A 19,853-nucleotide genomic window follows, 5' to 3' on the forward strand; every position below is an offset into this window, starting at 1 on the left:
GCCTCTAGGTTTCCGGAAGACCGATTGCCATCTACAGGTTGCTCGCGTAGCCTAACTATACGACTACTTTTTAGATGTAGTCTAGTTTTTATACGTACAGAGGCAACCATGATGACTGATGAACCCAATTCGCCGGGCAACAGCCCAGCTTCACCCGCACGCCCAGGCGCGCGCTGGGGTCAAGAGCGTCGTTTAGAATTTATTGATTACCGACTCAGGTGGGACGGGCAGATCAACCGAAGCGATCTGACTGATTTTTTTGGAATTTCCGTACCGCAGGCATCTATCGATCTCTCCGAGTACGCGCGCTTGGCGTCGCATAATCTTGAGTACGACAACCGCACTCGTGTTTACCGATCCACCGCAGCCTTCTCACCGGTTTTCGCCTCAAGTGCATTGGATCGCTACCTGGACGACCTGCTCAGAATCGCGATCCAGCCTGACATCCCATACGGAAGCTTTCTGGGTTGGCACGCGCCTGTAGCGACAGTGCCCCGCCTTGGACGACGACTGGATGCAGATACTGTGGGTCTGGTGCTGAGAGCGATTCGTCAGCACCATGCCCTTTTCGTGACGTATAGCTCGCTATCGACTCCGGAACCGACTGATAGGAAGTTGACGCCTCATGCGCTTGTTCAGGATGGCGCGCGTTGGCATTTCCGAGCGTTCTGCCACACCAAGCATGAGTTTCGAGATTTCTCGCTGTCCCGAGTGATCACTGCCCGCGACGCTGGCCCTGATGAGGATCGAGCTGCTGGGGATACTCAGTGGCACACCATCGTTGATCTCGTTATCGGCGCCAATCCTCGCTTAAAGCCGCATCAGAAAAGGGTCATCGAGTGGGACTATGCCATGGAAAACGGCGAGATCACCTTACAGTGCCGGCAAGCTCTGACGTTCTACTTGCTTTACCAGTTGAACCTACAAGAGGAGAAGCCTGAGAACTCTCCCCTGCGGCAGCAGCTGACCCTTAAAAACCGCAAAAAAATAGAGCATCTGCTACCGCCGCTGAGCTGACTCAACGAGCAAGATGCCTGCCCCAACACTTATCAGCACTAGGAGCCTCTGGATGGCCAGCTTAGAAAAACAGTGCTTCCTGATCGCAGGGAGCATTTCGAAATCAACGGATCGAGCACAGGTCGGACGGGCGCATCAGCTGGTTCGCCGCCTGACGAAAGCAGCGCTGGCTGAAAAGGCTTCACTGGTTGTCTATCTCAGCGGCGAGCCGAAGAATGAGCACGGCGACTCCATGGTGTTCGATTGGACGATTGCCCGTGAAGTGGAGCAGTTGAGCACCCAGTTGGACGTTAAGGGCAGGCTGCACATCGTCACATCCCAGCGCTCCTTGTACAGCAAGATGGATGACGAAGGTCGTGAGTTGGTCAGCCGCCTGGTTGGCCAAGACATCGCCCAGATCGAATACGTAGATGACGACGTCGTCACGGGTGGAAATATTCGCGACGCGCAGCTGGATCTGGCGACAGCCATGATTGCCATCAGTGGAGGCAAAGGCGTTCTCGACCGTGCCCAACGCGCGCTCAAGCTTAAGCTTCCAGTTTTTCCTTTTGACATTGATGTCGGGGCATTCTGCGATGATGGCCCGGGTGCCCCCCTGCTCCACCGGCAGTTCACCCAAAATCCAGCCGCCTACCTGCCTCATACCGGGGAGAGCGTTCGTCGCAAGATGCTTGGGCTATCAGCTCAACATACCCTGGGTGACCTCCAGCCACTGGCCGACAAAACCATTCAGCTCTACGTTGATGAATTTGCGGCGAAGGACGCGGCAGCGTCCCCGGATGTCCTGGTGCTGACCGCGTTGCCTGTCGAACTGGCCGCAGCTAAGCATGCCCTTGGCATCGATGAAGACGATTACGGTTTTCAGAGCGAGCACGGCATCCATGTCTGGCGAGTCAAGGTTGAAGGCCGGAACGGCCCTCTCACCTGTGTTGTAGCGTCGTTCAACGGTGCCGGGAATACCCAGGCATCAGCAGTGACATCAATGCTCATTTCCGAATTCCGACCCCATGCGGTGTTCATGATGGGCATCGCTGCCGGGATGCGATCGAAATTGAAGCTCGGCGATGTGATCTTGTCCGAGCGCGTAGTTGCTTATGAAGGTGCTGCCGCGCTTTCGGGCGGTGTCATGGTTGCGAGGCCAGACATGTCCAAGCCCGAGTTCAGAACCCAACAAGACATGGGGGCTTACCTTGCCAGCGGTTCCCGCTTAGCACGCCTAGCACGACACGCTGAGTCCGTGGGACTGGTGTTCCCGCTTTCATCAGCCGCCGGCGAAGTGTCAACGGCCCTGAACCCAACACTCACCACGATTGCGGCAGGCGAAAAGCTCGTACGCGATGAGCAGCTCTTCAAGAAAATGCAGGAGCTGCATGGCAAGGTGTGTGTCGCTGAGATGGAGGCCCACGGTGTATTTGAAGCCTGCTCTAGACATGAAATCCCCGCTCTTGTGATTCGAGGGATCAGTGACCATGGTGACCACATCAAGGACGATGCATTTCATGATGTGGCATCGATGGCCGCGGCAGTCGTGACTGCTGACTACATCGCTCATGGGCTTATCTTGCACCGCAAATAGGTCGATTTGCGATTGGCTGGAGATGCAGCAAGTCGTCACCAGCCACCTCGCTGCCACCGACCGACACGGACCTGACTACTCTTAGATAAGCCGATGTTCGCGCAGAAACCTCACCTCCCCGCTGAAATTTAGGAATGTGCATGACCGCTGCTATCAGTGATTCAACAGCCCAAATCGCGTTTTCAATGTTTGAGAACAAAGGCGTCTACGCAGTGCTTCTTGGCTCGGGCGTATCACGCTCGGCGGGCATACCGACCGGCTGGGAAATCACCATGGAGCTGGTGAAACGATGGGGCATAGCGTCTGGTGCCGGCGAACAGGCAGATTGGCTCGCGTGGTACGTAGGTCAAACAGGAGAGCAGCCCAATTACTCCACGTTGCTCGAACGCCTGGCGACAACCCAGACTGAACGGCGAGCGATCATTCAAGGCTTTCTGGAACCTAACGAAAACGAGTTAGAGGATGGCCTTAAACTGCCTACCCCCGCACATCGAGCGATCGCTGCGATGGTCAAAGCGGGTCATGTGCGCGTTATCATCACGACGAACTTCGACCGACTCATGGAAAATGCGTTGCGCGATGTCGGCGTTGAGCCAACTGTCGTTGGCTCAGAAGACACCCTCGCAGGAGCGGAGCCACTCACTCATGCGTCCTGCTACATCCTGAAGATCCATGGTGATTACAAGGATGCCAGGATCCTCAATACCGATGGGGAGCTGGGCAAGTACCCGCCAGCGTTCAATACGTTGCTTGACCGCATCATCGATGAGTTTGGGCTGATCGTCGCGGGCTGGTCAGGTGAGTGGGATCATGCGCTGAGGGCGGCGTTTTTGAGGGCACCCTCCCGTCGCTACCCTACCTACTGGCTTTCGCGAGGAAAATTGAGCGAGCGTGGCCAAGAGCTCATCACTCAGCGGCGCGCCAACGTCGTGACGGGCCTGGATGCCGATACCTTCTTCGATGGGCTGAACCTCAAACTGGAAACCATCCAGCAATCCCGCCTGCAGAACCCAGCCGGCATCGAGCTGACTCTCGCTATGGCCAAACGCTTTATGGCCAGACCCGAACACAGGATTCAGCTCGATGATTTAGTGACCAGCCAGGCTTATCAAGCGATCAGCCATCTGGCTCCTCTCTTCGCAGAACGACCTCAGGGCAGCACGCCCAAGGATTTTACCGACCTAGTTGAGATCTACGAAGCGGCCATCGAGCCACTAGCACGCCTTTGTGCAGTGTTAGGACGATGGGGTGCAGGTGCTGAGCATATGATCGTTTTGGATGCGATCAAGGGCCTGCACGCTGCGTCTCAGGTCGAGCAGTCAGGGTGGGTAGCTGGACTTGCATTGAAGAGTTACCCGATAGCACTTGTTACTTATGCATATGGCATGGGACTTGTGCGGGCCAATCGCCTGAGCGAGCTAAACGAGCTGTTTAACACGACACTTATCAACCGGCGCGAAATGCCTTTCCCTGTGGGGCTTGATCTATCACCGTTCTACGTTGAGGGAGCCAATGGCCTGTTTGAATTATGGAAGAGCTTCGAAGACCAAAGTGGAGCTCTTACCCCCTTTTGCAACCGACTCCATGACCGTCTTACACCTCGGTGGGCGCCTGACTTCGCAGGTCTGCAGGATCACGGGCTGCTTTACGAACGGTTTGAGTTTTTCAGTTTCCTGTTCTTCTGCGAGCAACGCGGAGTCAGTGAAGAATCGCTCGCGGATGCGGTGAAAAACCACGGTTTCAAGAAAATCGCATTAGGCCGGGTTTCCTGGCATTCAGAGACCATCAACCGCTTCGCTCACGAATATGCGACCGAAGAGTACAGGGCCCCGTTGCTGGCAGCAGGGTTCGCACTTGGGTCGCAAAGCTACCTGGCGCAAATGCTTGAAGGACTGAAGCGGCTGTCCAGGTACTGACGCCTCACGCATTCCAATTAATGCAAATACGATTCAAATGGGGTGCATGCGTTTGCTGGTGAAAACCCAGGACAAGTTTGGATTCTGGCAGCGGACATAGAGGGAGGTGATTTATGCGTTCTTCATCGGGTCACTGCTACTCCTGACCACCACCTCACCAGAAGCGGTGAGCGTTTTGGTGACCGCGCTACTGACCGCACCCGAGCTCATGGCCAGCACAGATGCCTGGCGCGCGGTCATCACGTGGGTTAACCCAACGACAGACTGAGAAGCTCTGATGACCAAAAACCTCTGTCCCTGCAAGCCCGAGTTTTCGGCCAATGGCTACTGTTTGGCCTGCGACGGAACCAAAATCAAAAATGCTAACAGAGAGAAAACGCTGAATAGCAATCTGCTCCGGCGCATTCCTAGCTGGGAGGAATACCTGAGCTTTGATGGCGCCCATTGCCACCGGCTATGGGCGAAGCTTGATGATCATTGGCGATGCCCGTGCTGCGAACGGACACGATACCAATTGCTACGTTGGACGATGCTTTATCCGAACAAACCGCATAGGCGAGAAGGCTGGGCTGTAGGTCTCCATATTCACCATGACCATGGAACCGACCCTTACGTACGAAAACCGCTTCCTGGAGAACCTCATCGGATCGCCACATTTGCTCCCGTCATCATCTGCGAGCAATGCAACAGTGCTGACGGCACGGTTAAGAGACGCCTATGCCTTCCACCGTCCTTTACATTTGCGCCACTTGAGATCCGTCAGTTTGTGTGGCCAACGCCTCACGGCAAGCACATCATTCATTACGAGCGAGCCCGAATGATCTACCACCATGCCACGACTCGAGCATCGTTGTTTTTTGGCTGACAGGTTGAACTGAAGGGCATCCAATCAGCAGTCAAGCCAAGCCCACGTCTGTACTTCGCAGCCAAGCTGCCCATAAGATCGACATCGCACCTATCCGAGTAGGAGTGACCCTTTTGCCGAACGTGTTCTTTTCTTATTGCCATGCTGACGAGGCGCTGCGCGACCAGTTGGAAAAGCAGCTTTCGATGCTCAAGCGCCAAGGCGTCATAGAGACTTGGCACGACCGCAGGATCGGAGCAGGCCAAGAGATCGATGCTGCCATTGATGATCACATCAACAGCGACGAAATTATCCTGTTGCTGGTAAGCCCCGATTTCATCGCTTCCGACTATTGCTACAACATCGAGATGGCTCGCGCGATGGAGCGCCATGCCGCTAAAGAAGCGACTGTCATTCCTGTCATTCTTCGCCCATGCGATTGGCATCATGCCCCCTTCGGCAAGCTGCTTGGCATGCCCCAAGATGGTAAGCCAGTGACCCTTTGGCCTGATCGGGACGAAGCATTCTTGCAGGTTGCGAAGGAGGTTCGGAAGGCTGCCGAGCGACGCAGCCGTGGCCAACCGAACACTGCTCCGCGAGCTGAATGCAACGATTTCAATGGAGGTTCAGCGCCCTCCCTTATCGCCCCGGCTGGCCCTAGGTCGAGTAACCTTCGAATGGCTAAGAGCTTCACCCAGCTGGACAAAGACCGCTTCTTGCTCGACAGCTTCGAGTACATCGCCCGCTATTTCGAGAACTCGTTGCTGGAGCTCCAAGCGCGCAACTCAGGGTATGAAGGGGTGTTCCGTCGGATAGATGCAAATCGCTTTTCTGCGATTATCTATAAGGACGGCCACGACGTTGCAAAAGCGGCAGTGTTCACCAGCGGCCAGATGGGCGCCGGTATCTACTACAGCCATGGAGACTCGTTTGGCGGCGGCTCGTACAACGAGGCGCTCACCGTAAATACGGACGACCAGTCCATGTACCTGAAAACCTTCGGCATGGCGTTCCACACTCGCCAAGACCAGAGGCTTTCTCAAGAAGGCGGTGCCGAGACGCTTTGGGGCCTTCTCATCGCACCGCTACAACGCAATCGGTAAATCATTGCTGGGTGCGAATTAGCTAGAACCTAGGGGGGGCCTGGCCTTGACGCTGCCCCTTACTACAAAGAAGTAAGACTCACATAGAAGGTTCAGACCATGGAAGTAGTCCTGCTTGCCCACATCACATTTAACCGAATAGGCTCGGCCAGTGGTGGCGGAGGCTTTCAAAGCCAACGCCAGGTCAAGTTTTCCGCTGAGCTACCAGACACCGACCAATCGGCCTTAAGGGAGTTGGTGATCGAGATCGCCGAGGCACATGGTGAAGCGGTGGGAGCCTTGAGAGAATTGAGGTACGAGCGAAGCTACGGAGGGGAATTGGTACTCAACATCCAAGGCCCGAGCACCTCATACAGCACCGCTTATGCCCAATGTCGCATCATCCATGCGCTGAAAGCCAAAGGGCAGTACTTCGAGCTTCAGGCGGTAGAAGACAGAGACGTCACACCATATGTCTCATCTCGGCAGGCTAAGTAGTTCGCATAAAGGGCACAGCTGCGGCGCTAGTAGAGTATCGGCGTAACTCCCCCAGCGTGATGAGGATGCGCTCAAACCATTGGGCTGTGATCTCCTGCACCACCTGCGCTTGCAGGTCAGTTTCTTCGCCGTATTCCGCGTACGCTTGTATTGGGCCAAGCGACGGCCATTTGATAAACCTCTACCTGACCGCGTCCGCCTGCATACATGACCAGCCCACCAGCAAGGTATTCGACATCTAGCTTCGGTGTTATTGAGGTACCCCTAACCAACGCGCGCACGGTGGCGCTGCTCTCGATCCAATACTCGCTGGATCGCGGCTCGATGACCAGCAGAATGCGCGACGGCGTACCGTTGATGAACTGGAGCTCCTGACTGTCAGCATGAGTTGATTCTGATAGAGAACGCTCGAGAAAAGCACACATCAGCGACTAATTCAGGCCTTCACTGCTGCGACGACGATGAGCTCCAGACGAATGTCTGCCTCATCAAATGTCACTTGAGATGTCGCTCGAGCTGGGGTTTCACCGGGCGTGAACCACTGACTCCAGACCTCGTTCATGCGCTCAAAATCGGCCACCATGTCTTTCATTCATATCTGGGCGCTTACGGGGCGACCAACTCGGCAAGCTTGGCCGCGATATCTGCAAACGTATCTTCAGCAGTGCTCAGGCCGCTTCTCGAACCGAGTAGAGGACTGACTTCGCGCAGCGATTCGTATGTGGTGTCGTGAATGATGGGAACCAGCAGATCCCTTGCGAGGAGCGCGGAAAGCTCTTTGTCAGCGATGCCTTCAGCTGCTAGGCGACGCAACAAAGCAGGTGTCACCAGCACAATTCCTACTCGAGACTTCGCCAATCCCTTATCAATTTCACGCAGTAAGGAAGAGCCTAGAAGGACATCTTTCTCGCTGAACCAAACGGAAACACCGATCGACTCGAGTGCATCATGCAGCTCCTTCGCGGATCCTTTCCGGTCGTCCCAGGCGTGACAAAGAAAGACGTCACGTAGGTCAGGTACTGTCGCACGCCTCTCGACATTTTCGCGTACCGGTGTGAGCGTTCTTACCTCGGCGGAGGTGTAGGCCACAGAGGATTCGGGCTTCGACCAGCGCGGCTTTGCGCTGCTGGATGAACCGCCGCTACTGCGACCACCCTCGCCATGAGACGGGGGCGAATAGGATGGTGCGTAGGACGAGGATGAATACGATCGCGATCCGTAACCGCTATATCCGCTGCCACATGCGGGACACGCTGCTCTTGCGCTTGCCGAACGATGACCATGTACCGGTGCTGTACATCTAGACATGTCGTAAACCTTCCGTTTGTAGCTGCTCGCCCAAGAGATGATTAAGCAGCGGCTGTACGAGCCATCAGCTTTTGAAAACACCGCAGCCCATCCTTATTGGCTCGAAATCAACCTGCACTTCAGATCGTGATTCCAATATGCTGGCACGAACAATAGCCCATAGCGCGAATTCCGCTACCAGGCGTAGCGTGAATGTTTGCTAGTGGCTTCCGATACAAATGCCTCCCTAGTCTAGAGCTATCTATCATAGCGGGTAGCTCTAGACCCAGGTTTCAGGTCTTTGACGTTCAATGGCTCCGCCATCGATGCCGTTGTTCAATCGACGAACGTCGCCTATGGGTCGATTAGCGACTACTACGCATTGCGACTGATCCACCCTTGCCTTCCCTCAACCTGAAGGACAAGCCATGAACACTATTGCTTTACGTCGCCATCAGCCTTGGAACAAGGGAAAGCTTGTAGGCAGAAAGCCCCGCTCTGAGTCGGAGATATCTGGGCCATTCGGATCAGGCTTCAGCTTGCTGATAAGACACGGGATCTGGCTCTCTTCAACTTGGCCATCGACAGCAAACTGCGTGCCTATGACTTAACCAAGCTGCGAGTACGAGACATTGCGCATGGGGAGCATGTTTCGTCACGGGCCATGGTGATGCGGCAGAAAACTCAGCATCCAGTGCAGTTTGAAATCACTTATCAAACAGGACACTCCGTTGCTGTCACAGAAGCCAAATTCAGTGACAGCTACCTGTAATCGCCCTAATCGTCACTGCCTCACATTAGAGGCCCATCTGCCGCTCGACCAGGTGAATGCATCTGGCTAAAAATCCAAAGCAGCACCTCTGGATGGAGCAATCCGGCGACAAATATTGAGTACCAGGTGTTCTTACCTCGATACAGATCGTCGAGTAACGCGAGCTCGTCCTCGAGAGTCAGCTTAAGCGCCTGTGCGCTCTGTGGATTGCGCTTAAGTGCCCGTACTATGAGACTTGGCTTGCGACAGAATTCAATCCAACGGTCTCGAAGGAAATTCACAATGGACGTTCGCTGCACTATAGAGCGTACGTGGAAATCGATGGCTGCATAATCGGGATGGGTGCTATCTACGCATAACTGCAGCCCTACGTCCGGTATCGCCCCCAGCTTCTCAAACTTGGCCGCGATCAGTCGTTCAGCCAAACAGTCGTCGAAATATGGGTGCAAGATACGCTCGCCGGGATTGGGCCCCTTCAACAGCTCTTTGCGCTTGCTGTTACATTTGCACGCTGGCACGAGATTAAGCGAGAAAACCGCGAACGCAGGGTAGTTTCCTTTCCGCAACAAATGATCGAGCGTTCCTCGGTGAGACGAACCGCACATAGGACACGCAAGATGCTCGGTTTTCTACCCGAGGACGAGCATGGTTCGAGATGTGCAAAGCCGGAAATTAAGCACGTCTCTACAGTGATGCACGGTATGAATGACACCAACAACGAACTCAAGCATCTCATCGCCCCTTTGGCTTTTTTTGTTCAATGCCCTATCGATGACATTACCAACCACGAAGAATTGCCGTTGGCAGTGGCAGTACCTAGATACTTTAATCATAAGCCAGCGATCTGGACGCAGGTACGCTCACGAGGCATGAACTCGTGCCTGTTGATGTGACGTTATTTACGTACGTGAACCAGGATTAGCGGCCCTGCCGTTCACCTCTTTTATCTACCCGCAGCGATAGATTTTTAAAAACAATTCGAGCATTGCTCTCCCTCTCCAGCGACTTCTCACTACGTTCACACAATTCGCCTTTACCCAATTGGATCTGAGGAGGCGGGACTAACGACTGAGTAAACTTGCCATGCTGATAGAATTGCACTCGCTGCTCATAACCTTCCCCTCTTGAGAATTGGCATGAATTCAGATTTAACTGAAGAAGAAATGCGCCGGGCGCTGTTCGGTGGTAGCGAGCATGCTCCGCAATGCTGTGAATCCCCAGCGCAGAAGCCCGTCTCGGATATCGTGATCATGCAACCAGCAAAAGTGGCTGAGAAAAAGAAAGTCGCGAAAACATTTACACCCAGGCTGAGAGTCACGCTTCGAGTGGGCAATGAATTTGAAGGCGAGACGCACGAGATGGTCCATGAGGCCGATACGCTAAGTACCCTCCTAGCCGAGCAAGAAGCTACTAGGGCGGCCAAGAAAAAATTCCGATTTGTGAAAGTGGTTTCGATCAAGTCGATGTAAGAGAGTTTTCACGAGGCTTGCGGGCTGGGCGTGGAACGCCTTTCATTTGGTGGCCGACCCGAACGATCTCTCTAGGATGGGGGATCCAGGCCTGACGTCACTGGCGGAAATCGCCCCAGTACGGCCTGTCGCCGTCGCAATTTATGCCCAATTGCCATCGCTGATATGTGATGGTCGCTTACAGTTACAGCGCTGTGCAAGCGAACGCGGAATGTGTACTTAGTATGCAACTCAAAACGATACCTAGAAATTCACAGCGGCGTTTCTTTACCCTTATACGCATCAAGACTCCCCCTGCTCATTTTGGGCGCCACCTTCTTCGCTTGAAACTTGAGTCGCCCGGCGCGCTTCAGTGGCCCCGAACAATCGTCCGAAAAAACCATCTGACTTAGGCGCTCATGCGCATATTTGAGGTCAAGAGTGTTGCAAGCGAACCGCGGCACACCGCGTCAAATGTGATCAATTTAACTCTCCTCTGGCCTTATCTCGTGGAGCTTTCATTGTCAGTGTGCGGATGACCCGCGGCTTGTCGTAGCTGAGTGAGCTCCGCTGAATAGTGCAACGACAACCTCGTGGCTTCGACCAATTGCGCACTTGCCCGTGAAAGGCCCTCCTCTAACCGCTTGGATTCCGCGCGCGACATACCGAGCTGTTCCTGAAGCGCTTCTTTCGCACCGTCAGCCTTGGCGACTGCTGTCTTCATGGTGGCAATCTCACCGCTCAAACGAAGCGCCGCGTTTTCATGCGTCGCCGCCGCCTTGGCCTGCTGTCGCGCCTCACTTAATAAGCGTTCGTTATCTCTGTTGAGTCGAGTCAGTTCATCTTGCTTGAGCATCAACGTTTGCTGCAGCTGTCGCAGCTCAACCTGAACTTGCTGCACCTGCCCTTCGTGTCGCTGTTGCTCCTGCTCCCGTTGTTCCTTGACCGCGTTACGGTAATGTTCCAGCGCATCGCGTGAATGCAGGTGCTTTTCCTCCAGGGAGCGGATCTGCTCGTCCTTTTCTTGAACACGGAGTTCCAAGTCACTGCAGTTTTGGCTAAGGCGTGCATTGCGGGTGAGTTCGGCCTGCAGGCTTGCCTGACAAATCTGTAACTCATCCGCTTGAAGCCCAAACGCCCCTTTCTGACTATCAAATTCCCGCTGCAAAGAGGCGAGTTCGGCACTCAAGCCGTCGAGTTTTTGCTCCAGCTCGATGCGCTGCTCGTCAAGACGCGCCTGGGCATGCGCAAGAGCTTCGCCGCCCTCCTTTGTCATTCGCTCTAAGAGGCCGGCCACAAGCTCGGTCAGTTCATCGCTCAATCGCTCTCTAGAGGCCCGCGGCCTCGGATCAAAATCTTCGATTTCCTTCAAATATCGGTGAATAGTCGTCTTTGAGCCGGTATTGCCCAGTTCGATGCGCACGGCGTCGATGCTCGGATTCTCTCCCCGAGCCAGCAGCGCTTCCCGGGCTTTTTGGACAATCGCCTTGTTAATTCCGCCGCGCGCCATTTTTTGCTCCTACGATTTCGTACTGGTTTACATACCACGTATATACATAACACTTTACAGCTAGAAAAAGAACAACACGAAAGGATTTCTTTGGTAAAATAATCGAGCGTTATCGCATCATAGGGCCGTTTTTGCCGCCTCCGATGCTGGATCAGGTACGTTTGAAGTGGATGGGTTGATATGGGCAAGGCAGATCAATACCTGCAGGCTGGCACCCGGGACAACACCCGGCGCAGCTACCGTGCGGCGGTGGAGCATTTCGAAGTAACTTGGGGCGGGTTTTTGCCGGCGACCGGGGATGGCATCGTGCGTTACCTCGCCGAGTACGCGGACAAGCACACCATCAGCACGCTGAAGCAGCGCCTGGCCGCCCTCGCCCAATGGCACATTACCCAAGGCTTCCCCGACCCCACCAAAACACCCACCGTGCGGCAAATGATCAAGGGCATCCGTGCGTTGCATCCTGCCCAGGAGAAACAAGCGACTCCCCTGCTCCTGCAGCACCTTGAACAAGCTCTTCAGTGGTTGGAGCAGGACGCGGAGCAAGCCGCCGCTCGCCAGGACCTGGCAGCCCTGCTACGCAGCCGGCGTGACATGGCCTTAGTGCTGATCGGGTTCTGGCGCGGTTTTCGCGGGGATGAGTTGTCGCGGCTGCAGGTTGAAAACACCCATGCGCAAGTCGGAGTCGGCATCACTTTCTACCTACCGCGCAGCAAGGGCGATCGCCAGCACCGCGGCACGACGTTCCGTACCCCCGCCTTGAAGAAGCTTTGTCCAGTGCAAGCGTATGTGAACTGGATCACCGTCGCCGGCATTGCGCACGGCCCAGTCTTTAGAAAGCTCGATCGCTGGGGGCATCTGGCTGAAGACGGCTTGAATGCCAACAGCCTAATTCCACTGTTGCGGCGAATATTTAATCGCGCGGGTGTGTATGGCGATCTGTACACCAGTCACTCGCTGCGTCGCGGCTTCGCCACTTGGGCCGCGGCCAATGGCTGGGATATCAAAGCGCTGATGACTTACGTCGGTTGGAAGGACATGAAGTCAGCCATGCGCTACATCGACCCGGCAGATTCCTTTGGGGAGTTGGCGATAGGTCAGCGACTTCCCTCGTCAGCTATTCCCCAGGCGCAAGCGTTGAAGGCCAATGAAAATCGTTTAGGGTCTGATTAGGTATCGTAACTAAATTTATTTCGTGAGAACGTGCCGAATAAAAAACTGACCTGCGTGGTGTCAGTAGCCAACTCAAATAAACATCTATTTAGTTGAGTTAGATTTTAAATTGACGTTAATTGCACTCGGCGATCATATTAAAGGCAACGCCCTGCTCCGCAAATCTTCGAGTCGTAAAACACGTTTTCCATAGTCTAACGCGGCAGATCCCTGAGTATGTTCTACTGCCCTTGTTTTCCTTACGAAACGCTTGGATAGGGCCCATGCGGTCGGTACTGCATTTAGATCTACAAAATACTCTCTCGAGTTGCTAAAAATCGATACCAAAAAGGGCCGTACGGGCCCTTTTGTTTCCAAAAAAAATCACTTGGTCAGCCAAGACTCAACGATCGCAGAGCCATGCTCTGCTTTCCAATCCTTAAGCGTTTTGTGATTACCGCCCTTAGTTTCAACGAATTCTCCAGTGTGCGGATTTTTATATACCTTCAACTGGCGAGGCTTGCGACTACCGGTTTTGGATTCAGCCGTTGGTGCACGACGACCGGCTTGCGGATCAAGCAGGTTGACCACGTCCTTTAAGCTGTAATCGTATTTTTCGAGCAAATCGCGCAGCTTGGTTTCGAACTCAATTTCTTTCTTGAGACCCGCGTCACCTTTTAAGGCTTCGAGCGCTTGCAACTGTTCGGCGAGGTGTTTTTCAAGCTGGCGAAATTCTGCTAGTTTGGACATGACAGGTCTCGAGCAGATAGGTTACTAAGAGTGTATTGCAGATCTATGATTTGCGCGCGCTTTATGATTTAGCGACTACCGAAATATCCCCCCTTGACCACCTCCATCAGGACCCATCCAGGCACATCCACAAGTGGGATACGCGAGCCATAAAGCGCGGTTCCCTGCACTATGAGTTCGACCACCCACTGCCGGCGTTCAATCCGTTCGCGATAATGAACAGTTTTTGGTAAGCCTGGCCTGCTGCATTTTATTTATCCCGTTCTTCTATGCCATGTGGCAATTTGCTGATCGTGCACAAGAAAGTCGCTGAATCATGAACACTCGTTTTGTTACTTGTTGACTGGTACGTGATAGCCGGCGCCGTCGTTGACCGATAGACATCGACGATCTGTTTTCCCTGTGTCTGATGCCAGCCATAAACCGAATACAGCGACGCCGGAATCCAGACAAAAAACAGCAAAATCAGCACGTCCTTTTTCATACTTATCTATGCTTCCCAAGCAAACGGATTAAAAAGGTAACCCCTGCCCCAAATCGTCTTGATGAGCTCTGGATTTCGAGGGTTGTCATTGAGCTTTCCGCGCAATTTACTGATGTGAACATCGACGCTGCGGTTGATCCCGTCGAAAGGAATGCCGCGGATACGGTTGAGGATTTCGTCACGAGAAAAAAGTGTGCCCGCCGCACTGGCCAACAAGGACAGCAGTTCGAACTCCATAGTTGTCAGATCGATCCTTTGATCGGCTAGGCTCACTACCCGGCCGCTGCGATCGATCGACAACTGACCGAATTCAAGGATGTCCAACGCTGTCGGTTGCTGCGTGGGGATATGGCGTCGCAGCAGAGCGCGTAATCGAGCCAGGAATACCAATGGTTTGACAGGTTTGATTACATAGTCGTCGGCACCGGATTCCAGGCCGAGAACTTGATCCCTGTCATCTCCCTTGGCAGTCAAAATGATGATGGGGATATCGGAAACATCACGAATCCGACGGCACAGGTGCAGTCCGTTCTGATCCGGCAGCAGAAGCTCAAGTACGACGATTTGTGGCTTGAGTTCAACGACGGCCGCCAATGCCTCGTCGCCCCGGCGGACAACCTGCACTGCAAAACCATGCCGGGCTAGGAATTTAGTGATGAGTTTCGCCAGCCTCTGATCGTCCTCTACTAGCAGTGTTTTAACGAAACCTGGGTTTTCCATAGAAGCTCAGCATTAAGACCTTGAGTAAGTGTGTGCCGCCTCAGACCCACGGCACGGTTGAACGACCCATCATCAGCAAGGTGATCACCGGGTGCCTTGCCGAAGGGCGTCTGCATAGGCATTCAATAATAATAACACACGTTATGTTAACAATCTCGAACTGTCGCACTCCCAACGTTGCTGGGGCCGAGTGAGCAAATACGGGCTGAAACCCTCGCATATCTGATTCTGACGGCGCCGTTGCTGGTGTGTGATCGTCTTCCAAAACCAGCAACCGCAATCGGTACGCAATATTAAAATAACGGTCGTTGTGTTTAATCTGGTCGCCTGCTAGCATCGAAATCGCCAAGTGGCATTTTCGAGGAGAAAGCTCTCATGCAACTCTCTATGCGGAAGGCGTTCCTGGAAGACGGGGCCGTCCTGATCAAAGGTTTTCTGAACAAAGATCAATTGGCCGAGTGCCGGGCGGCCTATGACTGGGCTGTCGAGAATCACGGCCCTCATGCGACTCGCATGTTCGACGGAACGGAGCAACAGTCGCACGTCGACAATGCCAACCCCGTCGCCAAGGCCCGTCTCGAAGAACTGGTGACCTCCCTGCCCTTTGGCCAGCTGTTTGCGCAGCTCTGGGGCTCGGAGAACGTGTGGTACTTCGCCGAAGAGGTGTTTCTCAAAGCTGGTGGGCGTGGATCTCGCACGCTTTGGCATCAGGACACGTCTTATCTGCCGTGGGCCGGAAACCACTGGGCCAATGCTTGGATCAGTTTTGAATCAGTGCCGAAGAAAAACGCTTTGGAAATCGTTCGAGGTTCGCACAAAGGACCACGCTACGACGGCACCACGTTTCGAGATCCGAATGATCCGACTCAGCCGCTGCATGGCGGCGATGCATTGCCACGCCTGCCGGACATTGAGGCTTTGCGGCAAAACGATTCCGAGGCATTCGAGATCATTTCGTGGGCCACCGAGCCTGGCGACATCCTCCTGCTGCATCCGGGTTCGCTGCATGGCGGCGCTCCGGTGGATGACGCCTTCCCGGACCGTCACACCTTCGTTTTCCGTTTCTTTGGCGACGACGCCACCTTCCATCCCTTGCCAGAATACAGCGCCGGCGGTTATCCGCAGCAAGGCGTGCTTTTCACTGAAGAGCTGTCGACGCTGAAAGCGGGAGACGCCTTCCGCCACCCAACCTTCCGCCAATTGATATAAGAGGAGCACCGCGATGAGCACTCAAGAACTGCAGCGTCAATCCTTCAACCCTGGCCACACCCAGGCGATCTACGACAACTTCCACTTTTCCCAGGCAACACGCGTCGGCAACATGATCTGGGTGTCCGGCCAGGTCGGTATCGACGAGACCATGGTTCCCGCCGAGGGCATCCAGGCGCAATCCCATCTGGCGTTTCAGTCTTTGCGTACCATCCTCGAAGCTGCGGGCGCGAGTCTGGCCGATGTGGTCGAGCTGATGACGTTTCATACCGATCTGCAGGCCGAAGTGCACGCCTTTGGACAGGTAAAGGACGAATATTTCCCTGAACGTTATCCAGCCTGGACCGCTGTCGGCATTTCCCAGCTGGCAATGCCGGACTTGCGCGTGGAAGTCCGGGCCGTCGCGGTGATTGGCAGCGGTCGACTCTGAACGATTGCATGATCGCGACGTGCCAAGCCAAAATGGCGTTCGCAGCCACTGTCGGCTCAACGCTCAACCAATGGAATCACTTTCTCTCATGCATGATGCTCAAGCGCCTTCCACGGATAGTCAGCACTCCATTGACAGTGATTCCGCGCCCGCTCCACGTCGCGGTCGTCCCGTAGGTAATCGTCTGGAAAAACGCGGTGAACTGTTGACCGCAGCCATCGAAGTCATTGCTCAGGAAGGTTATGCCGGAACGTCTCTGCGCAAGGTTGCCAGTCATGCCGGCTGCACCACCGGCGCCGTGACCTATTACTTTGCCAATAAAGAAGAAATGATCACGGCGGCGGCGCAGAGTCTGTTCGACGAGTTTGACCATTTGCTGGATGCCGATCAGGAGAAAGTCGACGTCAGGGCGATGATCGAGCAATGGTTGAACCTGACTCAAGCCAACGACTCGGCGCGTTGGCTGGCCTTGTTTCAGATGCTTGCCCACGCCCGACACGAACCGGTATTTGCCGACGTTATCCAGAAACGTTATTCGCGCTTCCGCGAGGATCTCGCAAGCATTCTGCGTAAGGGACAAACCCAAGGCATCATTCGCAATGACATTGCTGCCGATCTGCTTGCCGATCAGCTCAGTGCGCTGAGTGACGGCTGGATGATGATGTTGCCAATCGAGCCTGAGCGATTTGAAGCCAAACGCAGCAAGGCCTTGATGGATGCGGTCATCACACTGATTAGCCCCGCTCGCTAAACCCTGCCCTGCCCTGCCCTTCGGCATCAACAAGTTTCGCTTCATTTGCGCAGCGAACCCTGCTTTGTCGCGCCCGCATTTCACTCAAAACCCACGGTTAATCGACATCGCGCCGATTTCACTTTGCTGAATCCCTGTTCCGTCATATATTCGCATAACATCTGTGATTATAATTAAAAGACGGAGGTGAAGATGAATGCGCATCTCGATGAGCTGTCGACGCAATCACGACAGCGACGATTGTTATTGCAAGCGATCGGAGGCGCAGCCCTCGCCGGAGGACTCGGTGTCACCGGTCGTGCGATGGCGCAAACCGAAGCTGTAGATACCTCGATACTGGATGTGGTGATCATTGGCGCCGGGCTTTCCGGGCTCACCTCCGCCAGGGACCTCCAGGCCGCTGGCTGCGAGTCGTTTGCCGTGCTTGAAGCACGCGACCGCGTCGGTGGTCGCACGCTTAACCATGATCTGGGCAATGGCGTGATTTCCGAGGCCGGTGGCCAATGGATCGGCCCGGGGCAAACGTCGATCGCCGACCTGGCCAGACAGCTCGATGTCGCCACCTTCCCCACCTACTACAAGGGCAAGGCGGTGTATCTGATCGACGAGGTCAACATCCAGGAAGATCTCAGCGACGGGCCGAATTCCAATACAGAAGTCGTCGCAAAACTGAACAAGCTCGCCGAAGGCGTCCCCAGCAAAGCGCCGTGGAAAGCCAAGGACGCGGCTGAGCTGGACAAACTGTCGATTGGCCAGTGGCTGGCCGGACAAGGCATCAGCAAAGTCGACAAGATCGGCTTCAACATGTCCGTGAGCCTCACCTTCGGTACCACGCCGGCCGGCATGGGACTCCTGCATTACTTGGCGATGATGAACTCGTCGGACTGCCGCCTTGAAAAGCTCGAAGGGGTCCAGGGCGGTGCGCAGGAATCTCGCCTGGCTGGCGGCTCGCAAATTCTCAGTTTGAAGATGGCTCAGGCGCTGGGAGATAAAGTCCGGTTGGCGTGCCCGGTGCGCAAGATTGTCGGTTGGGATCGTGATGTCGTCGAGTTGCACACCGATCAGGGCATCATCCGCACGCGGCAGGTAATTGCTGCGCTGAGTCCGGCGCTGTGCAATCAGATCGTCTTTGATCCGCCCCTGCCATCCGGGCGTGCCGAGCTGCAGCGGCATTGGCCGGCCCATGCACCGATGCGCAAGACCGTGCACGTCTATGAGCGCCCGTTCTGGCGCGACCAAGACCTCAACGGGCAGATTGTGCCAGTGGACGGTCCGCTGATCTGGGCCTTTGACAACTCCCCGGCGGACGGCAGCCTGGGTGTGCTCAGCGGCTTCGTCAGGACCGGCCAATTACCCCATGACCCGAAAACGGCGCAGGACACCCTGTCGGCGATTTACGCCAGCGCCATGGGCGAACAAGCCCTGCACCCGATTCAGTTTCATGATCTGGACTGGGGCAAGATCGACCCGTGGAGTTTGAGTTGTATTTCCCCCATGCCCCCCGGTTTCTGGACGCAATGGGGCGAGTACCTGACGCCGGCGGTCGGTCGCCTGATCTGGTCCGGTACCGAGACTGCGGAGATCTGGGCCGGGGCAATGGACGGTGCGGTCCGCGCTGGACACCGCGCGGCAATGGAAGCGCTGCAGGCATTGCTTCAACCACGGAGGAACGCCTGATGAAGCGGACTATGGTGTTTGGAGCCATCACCGTGAGCGCAGCGTTGGCCGGATCAATAGCGATTTACGGGCCGGAACTGTGGGCGGGCTATCGTTTCATGCAGGCCGTGGATCAGCGCGACGCTACATACCAGGCCAATGGCGGAGCGTGGCCACAGTTGCAGGACACCTGCGCACTTTGCCATGGCGCCAACGGTCAACCCCGCGACGCTCAATACGCAGCGCTTGCAGGGCAGCCCGCGGCATACATCGAAAACCAGTTGCGCGCGTTTTCCGAAGGGCGTCGCCACAATGCCCAGATGCAGCCGCTGGCGGCCAATCTGACCGACGAGCAGATCAAGCGCCTGGCCAGTTATTTTGCCGAACAGCAACCAGGCGTGACTGAAGTCCCGGCGAAGGATGATGCACTGGACCAGCGCGGTCAGCGTGTGGTCGCCGCCAATGGTTGTGCAGCCTGCCACGGCGAAAAACTCTCTGGCGGCCCCTTGGCTCCGCCTATCGCCGGACAAGGGCAGCTTTATCTGAGCGATCAACTGAGCGCTTTCAAACGTGGCCAACGCAACGATCCGACGCAGGCCATGAATGCCATGGCGGGCACCCTGTCCGATGAGGACATCAAGGCCGTGGCGCATTATCTGGCCAAGCTGAACCCTTGATCCTGCCCGGGCAAGGATGCCCACCGCCCTACTCCGCATCACGCAAAAAAGCCGCCAGAACGGCGGCTTCGAGC

At 55.2% G+C, this 19,853-nt stretch carries 18 protein-coding genes and 1 pseudogene; 14 read left to right on the top strand and 5 right to left on the bottom strand.

The genetic code is table 11. The features are described 5' to 3' along the window. The first annotated feature begins 108 nt into the window (after positions 1-108). The 5 genes from ACM6JQ_RS16395 (at position 109) to ACM6JQ_RS16415 (ending at position 6,933) form a co-directional block, all read left to right on the top strand. Positions 109-1,017 carry a WYL domain-containing protein gene (locus tag ACM6JQ_RS16395; protein ID WP_414894212.1) on the top strand — a complete coding sequence of 303 codons (909 nt, stop codon included), beginning with the start codon at positions 109-111 and terminating at the stop codon, positions 1,015-1,017. Positions 1,018-1,069: 52 nt separating this feature from the next. Beyond that, positions 1,070-2,593 (top strand): purine phosphorylase, encoded by a 1,524-nt coding sequence (locus tag ACM6JQ_RS16400; protein ID WP_414894213.1) that lies wholly within the window; start codon positions 1,070-1,072, stop codon positions 2,591-2,593. A gap of 140 nt (positions 2,594-2,733) precedes the next feature. Next, positions 2,734-4,509, top strand: coding sequence for an SIR2 family protein (locus ACM6JQ_RS16405; protein ID WP_414894214.1), 1,776 nt, complete (start codon positions 2,734-2,736; stop codon positions 4,507-4,509). Positions 4,510-5,487: 978 nt separating this feature from the next. After that, positions 5,488-6,456, top strand: coding sequence for a toll/interleukin-1 receptor domain-containing protein (locus ACM6JQ_RS16410; RefSeq protein ID WP_414894215.1), 969 nt, complete (start codon positions 5,488-5,490; stop codon positions 6,454-6,456). A gap of 99 nt (positions 6,457-6,555) precedes the next feature. Then, positions 6,556-6,933, top strand: a complete 378-nt coding sequence (locus ACM6JQ_RS16415; RefSeq protein ID WP_414894216.1) for a hypothetical protein — start codon at positions 6,556-6,558, stop codon at positions 6,931-6,933. A 436-nt stretch (positions 6,934-7,369) separates the two neighbouring features. Here ACM6JQ_RS16415 and ACM6JQ_RS16420 read toward each other — a convergent pair whose 3' ends face one another. Both ACM6JQ_RS16420 and ACM6JQ_RS16425 read right to left on the bottom strand, forming a co-directional pair. Continuing rightward, positions 7,370-7,525: a hypothetical protein gene (locus ACM6JQ_RS16420; RefSeq protein ID WP_414894217.1), complete on the bottom strand. Its 156-nt coding sequence runs from the start codon at positions 7,523-7,525 to the stop codon at positions 7,370-7,372. 14 nt (positions 7,526-7,539) lie between these two features. Further along, positions 7,540-8,022, bottom strand: coding sequence for a toll/interleukin-1 receptor domain-containing protein (locus tag ACM6JQ_RS16425; protein ID WP_414894218.1), 483 nt, complete (start codon positions 8,020-8,022; stop codon positions 7,540-7,542). Between the two features lie 626 nt (positions 8,023-8,648). On the opposite strand from ACM6JQ_RS16425, the pseudogene ACM6JQ_RS16430 reads away from it, so the two are divergent. The 3 genes and pseudogenes from ACM6JQ_RS16430 to ACM6JQ_RS16440 form a co-directional block, all read left to right on the top strand. Next, a pseudogene (locus tag ACM6JQ_RS16430) lies at positions 8,649-8,941 on the top strand (integrase); the annotation flags it as partial. Between the two features lie 494 nt (positions 8,942-9,435). After that, entirely contained in the window at positions 9,436-9,885 is a 450-nt protein-coding gene (locus ACM6JQ_RS16435) for a hypothetical protein (RefSeq protein WP_414894219.1), read from the top strand. Positions 9,886-10,128: 243 nt separating this feature from the next. Further along, positions 10,129-10,461 carry a hypothetical protein gene (locus ACM6JQ_RS16440; RefSeq protein WP_414894220.1) on the top strand — a complete coding sequence of 111 codons (333 nt, stop codon included), beginning with the start codon at positions 10,129-10,131 and terminating at the stop codon, positions 10,459-10,461. 481 nt (positions 10,462-10,942) lie between these two features. On the opposite strand, the gene ACM6JQ_RS16445 is transcribed toward ACM6JQ_RS16440, so the two are convergent. After that, entirely contained in the window at positions 10,943-11,950 is a 1,008-nt protein-coding gene (locus tag ACM6JQ_RS16445; RefSeq protein WP_414894221.1) for a DNA-binding protein, read from the bottom strand. A gap of 180 nt (positions 11,951-12,130) precedes the next feature. On the opposite strand from ACM6JQ_RS16445, the gene ACM6JQ_RS16450 reads away from it, so the two are divergent. Continuing rightward, positions 12,131-13,123: a site-specific integrase gene (locus tag ACM6JQ_RS16450; RefSeq protein ID WP_414894222.1), complete on the top strand. Its 993-nt coding sequence runs from the start codon at positions 12,131-12,133 to the stop codon at positions 13,121-13,123. Between the two features lie 363 nt (positions 13,124-13,486). On the opposite strand, the gene ACM6JQ_RS16455 is transcribed toward ACM6JQ_RS16450, so the two are convergent. After that, positions 13,487-13,852 (bottom strand): histone-like nucleoid-structuring protein, MvaT/MvaU family, encoded by a 366-nt coding sequence (locus tag ACM6JQ_RS16455; RefSeq protein WP_414894223.1) that lies wholly within the window; start codon positions 13,850-13,852, stop codon positions 13,487-13,489. Between the two features lie 490 nt (positions 13,853-14,342). Then, a complete protein-coding gene (locus ACM6JQ_RS16460) occupies positions 14,343-15,056 on the bottom strand; it encodes a winged helix-turn-helix domain-containing protein (RefSeq protein ID WP_401205116.1) in 714 nt (237 codons plus the stop codon). Between the two features lie 375 nt (positions 15,057-15,431). Here ACM6JQ_RS16460 and ACM6JQ_RS16465 point away from each other — a divergent pair, with 375 nt between their 5' ends. The 5 genes from ACM6JQ_RS16465 to ACM6JQ_RS16485 all read left to right on the top strand — a co-directional run bounded on the left by ACM6JQ_RS16465 (position 15,432) and on the right by ACM6JQ_RS16485 (position 19,779). Beyond that, complete coding sequence (locus tag ACM6JQ_RS16465) at positions 15,432-16,265, top strand: phytanoyl-CoA dioxygenase family protein (RefSeq protein WP_414894224.1); 834 nt, start codon at positions 15,432-15,434, stop codon at positions 16,263-16,265. Between the two features lie 13 nt (positions 16,266-16,278). Further along, positions 16,279-16,695: a RidA family protein gene (locus ACM6JQ_RS16470; RefSeq protein WP_401205122.1), complete on the top strand. Its 417-nt coding sequence runs from the start codon at positions 16,279-16,281 to the stop codon at positions 16,693-16,695. Positions 16,696-16,783: 88 nt separating this feature from the next. Further along, entirely contained in the window at positions 16,784-17,446 is a 663-nt protein-coding gene (locus ACM6JQ_RS16475) for a TetR/AcrR family transcriptional regulator (RefSeq protein ID WP_414894225.1), read from the top strand. Positions 17,447-17,638: 192 nt separating this feature from the next. Next, positions 17,639-19,123: a flavin monoamine oxidase family protein gene (locus tag ACM6JQ_RS16480; protein WP_414894226.1), complete on the top strand. Its 1,485-nt coding sequence runs from the start codon at positions 17,639-17,641 to the stop codon at positions 19,121-19,123. Then, the gene (locus ACM6JQ_RS16485) at positions 19,123-19,779 is read left to right on the top strand and encodes a c-type cytochrome (RefSeq protein WP_414894227.1); all 657 of its coding nucleotides are present in this window, start codon (positions 19,123-19,125) and stop codon (positions 19,777-19,779) included. The genes ACM6JQ_RS16480 and ACM6JQ_RS16485 overlap by 1 nt, the downstream gene beginning before the upstream one ends. The last annotated feature ends 74 nt before the right edge of the window (positions 19,780-19,853 follow it).

It is taken from the genome of Pseudomonas sp. IT-232MI5 (assembly GCF_949767845.1).
Lineage (GTDB): Bacteria > Pseudomonadota > Gammaproteobacteria > Pseudomonadales > Pseudomonadaceae > Aquipseudomonas.